The organism is Halanaerobium sp. (genome assembly GCF_003070835.1).
The window spans coordinates 1-3715 of record NZ_QBLR01000322.1 but is presented as its reverse complement, the minus strand read 5'-3'; the positions used below and the strand labels follow the sequence as shown (position 1 = coordinate 3715).

At 36.1% G+C, this 3715-nt stretch carries 2 protein-coding genes and 1 tRNA gene; 2 read left to right on the top strand and 1 reads right to left on the bottom strand.

The features are described 5' to 3' along the window. Positions 1-119 precede the first annotated feature (119 nt). Both CI949_RS18300 and CI949_RS18295 read left to right on the top strand, forming a co-directional pair. A tRNA-Leu gene (locus tag CI949_RS18300) sits at positions 120-207 on the top strand. Positions 208-314: 107 nt separating this feature from the next. After that, entirely contained in the window at positions 315-1541 is a 1227-nt protein-coding gene (locus tag CI949_RS18295) for an NAD(P)/FAD-dependent oxidoreductase (RefSeq protein WP_290769052.1), read from the top strand. On the opposite strand, the gene CI949_RS18290 is transcribed toward CI949_RS18295, so the two are convergent. After that, on the bottom strand, positions 1536-3629 hold the full coding sequence (locus tag CI949_RS18290) for a methyl-accepting chemotaxis protein (protein ID WP_290769049.1): 2094 nt from the start codon (positions 3627-3629) through the stop codon (positions 1536-1538). The genes CI949_RS18295 and CI949_RS18290 overlap by 6 nt on opposite strands. Between the last annotated feature and the right edge of the window lie 86 nt (positions 3630-3715).

Genomic DNA, 3715 nt, shown 5'->3' with positions numbered 1-3715 from the left:
GGAGATATTTACTGCAAATTTTTTATTCTTTTTTAAGAAAAAATTGTACAAAGCAAAAAGCTCTAAAATGCTAACTCTTGCTTTTAATAATTTTCTATGTTAAAATAATTGGTGTTGATGCCGAAGTGGTGGAATTGGCAGACGCGCTGGATTCAAAATCCAGTGGCCCTTGCGGCCGTGCGGGTTCGACCCCCGCCTTCGGCACCATTTATATATCAACGATTATAGCAATTTTTAAAGTCTCCTGTTTGGGAGATTTTTTTAGTTTGAAAAGTAAATTTTGATAATACATTTAAGAATATGGGGGCAGGAAAATGAAAGCTGACTTAATTATTGCAGGTGCTGGACCGGCAGGACTTTTTGCTGCAGTTCAGGCTGCAGCAAATAATAAGTATAAAAAAATATTAATTTTAGAAAAAAATTCTAGCGCCGGCAAAAAGCTTCTGATCAGCGGCTCCGGTCAGTGTAATTTGACACATGGAGGAGATATTTCACAATTCTTCGACCACTATGGAGAAAATTATAATTTTCTAATGGGGGCACTTTATACTTTTGATAATCAAAAGCTGATGCAGTTTTTTGAAGATAGAGGAATTAAATTTCGAGAAGTCAGAGGCGGTAAAATTTTCCCAGAATCAAATCAGGCCTCCGATATTTTAAATGTTTTATTAAAAGAAATTAAAAATAGAAATATAGATATAATATATAATTCAGAAGTAAGAAGAGTTAAGCAGCAAAATGAATATTTTGAAGTTCAAACAGCCGCTGAAACTTATATAAGTAATTATTTTTTACTTACAGTGGGAGGTAAATCTTTCCCAAAAACTGGCTCAACGGGAGATGGTTTTCAGATTGCACGCAGTCTGGGCCATAAGATTATCGAACCCCGTCCTGCCCTAGCACCTGTGGTTATTAAAAATTATAAATTTAAAATGTTGAGTGGAATTTCTCTCAGAGTTAAAGAAATTTCTCTCTGGAGAAATAATGAGCTATTAAAAAGCTGGAAAGATGATCTACTTTTAACCCACCAAGGTCTTTCAGGTCCCGGTATAATTAATTATTCGCGCTATATGGAAAAAGGAGATATTATAAAAATAAAACTCTTAAATTATTCTAAAGAAGAATTAGAAAATAATTTAATCAAAAAAATTGAAAGAGAAGGCAGATTAAATCTGCTTAATCTTCTCATTAAATATCCGCTGGCCCAGAGACTGATCGAAAAAATACTTGATATTGCAGATATAGATGGCAGTCAGAATGCTGCTCACCTAAGAAAAGAAGAAAGAAGAGAAATTATTGACCTATTTTCTAGTTTAGAATTTAAAATTAAATCTCTAGCTGATTTTAATCGGTCAATGGTTACTAAAGGAGGGATCGACCTCAGTGAGATCAATCCCCAGACTATGGAATCCAGAATCACCAATAACCTTTTTGCAGCCGGAGAGGTCTTAGATATTGATGGCGATACCGGCGGCTATAACCTTCAGGCTGCCTTTGCCACAGCATTTATGGCTGGGAGTGAACTTGCTAAGCGATTATAGATTGAACTGAGCTATAGCCTTTGTAAGCTCATCTGCCATATTAGAAAGCTGATCAGCTGCGTTAACAATTTCTGCTGTAGACGCAGACTGCTCTTCGCTGGCGGCGGCCACTTCTTCTGAATTACTGGCCGCCTCTTCACTGACAGCTGCAATTTCAGTAATCGTAGAATCAACAAATTTACTGTTTTGATTAACCTGTTCTGCCTTTTGAGTAATCTTTTCAATCTGGTTTTGTAATTCTGCTGCTGCCTGATTAATTTTTGTAAAAGAACTTCCAGTTTGATCAATCGCTTCAACACTGTTATCTACAACTTTTTCTGTATTATCCATTTTAGAAACTGCGTTATCTACACCACTTTGAATTTCTTTAATTAGGGAATTTATTTGATCAGTTGCTGTTGATGATTCTTCAGCTAATTCTCTAATTTCATCAGCTACAACTGAAAAACCTCTACCTGCTTCCCCTGCCCTGGCAGCTTCTATAGCTGCGTTTAAAGCAAGCAAATTAGTCTGCTCGGCAATTCCATTAATTAGCTGCACTATATTACCTATTTTTGTAGAAAGCTCCCCTAAATAATTAATATCATCTGCAACCTGAGCAGAATTATCCTTTACATTTTCTATCTGCTCAACTGAATTCTCAACAGAACTACTTCCAATTTCTATATTGTTCATTACGGCATCAGCCTGTGAATTCATAGCAGTAGAAATGCCATTAACCTCAGAGATCTGATTTATCAGCTGCTTAATAATACTTCCTGCTTCTTCAACCTGGGCTGACTGTTCCTCGGCACCAGAAGCTACCTGCTGGATAGAATCTCCAACCTGATCTGCAGAAGCTGCCACTTCCTCACCAGAAGCAGATAATTGCTGACTTGAAGCTGCAAGATTAGAAGCTATATCCGACACATTTTTGATTATTGCTTTTAAATTTGTCAGCATCTTATTTAAAGAGTCTGCCAGATCACCAATCTCGTCGTTACTTTTAATTTTAAGCTTAGAAACAGATAAGTTACCGGCAGAGATTTCTTCAGCCATCTCAACCGCCTTTGAAATCGGATTTGTTATTTTCTTAGAAAAAAAATAAGCAATAATAATTACCAGCAGAGCAATAATTACTATCATCATTAGGGCATTATTATTCATCGCAGTAATCTCACTAAAAGCTTCAGCTTCATCAATTTCGGCAATAATTGCCCAGTCAAACTCTGTAATATCAAGGCTGGAATAAGAACTTAAAACTGATATCCCCCGGTAGTCATTAATTATTTGACTATCTTCACTACCGGCTAGAGCCTGATTAACAGCTTCAGTGTCAATTTCCTCTGCTAAAATATCATTTGAATCAGTAAATCTAGAATCAGAGCGCATTAACTTATCTGCCCCAACAAGATATGTTTCTCCACTTTCTCCTAAACCGGAAAGTTCACCCATTATCCTATTAATCGGCTGAGCAGAAATCTGCAGAGCAGTAACCCCAATTATCTCTCCATTCTCAAAAACTGGAGCAGCCACAAATTGAATTGGAGCTTCCACCGGTCCATAATATTTGAAATCTACCAGAGAAACATTACCTTCCAGAGCCTCGTTATATGCTCTAGCAAGATTTGTCTCTGCTAAATCTCCTTCAATTAGATTCTGCCCTAGATCACTGTTCTGAGCCTGAGAAAAGATAATATCTCCTTCTAGATTAATTAAAAATAAATCTTTATATTCATTTTCCTCAGCATATGTATTAAAATAAGGTCCAAACTGTTCTATGTAGATATCGTACATTACTCCTTCAGTCCCACCCGATGAAAAAGCATTATTAAAATTATTAAAAGCATCTATTACAATCGGAGTATTACTCAAAACATTAACATCACCCTTACGCTCACTGTAAAAGCTTTCAATTTGATTTGCTTTATTTATCCTGATTGAATTGAGCTGATTAAAATTTGCTTCTCTAAGTGCCTGGCTGCTCTGATTAGTAATTATATATCCCAGCAGTGCAATTGGAATCAAACTAATCGCCAGCATGATAAATATCAACTTATAATTTAAATTAAATCTAAAACTACTCTTCTCCTCTGTTTTTTTAAACAAGATTTATCCCTCCATTATTTATTTTATAAGCCTATTTAATCATAATTTAGATAAGAGCGGGGCAGGTGGGGCTTTCATAGGTGCGG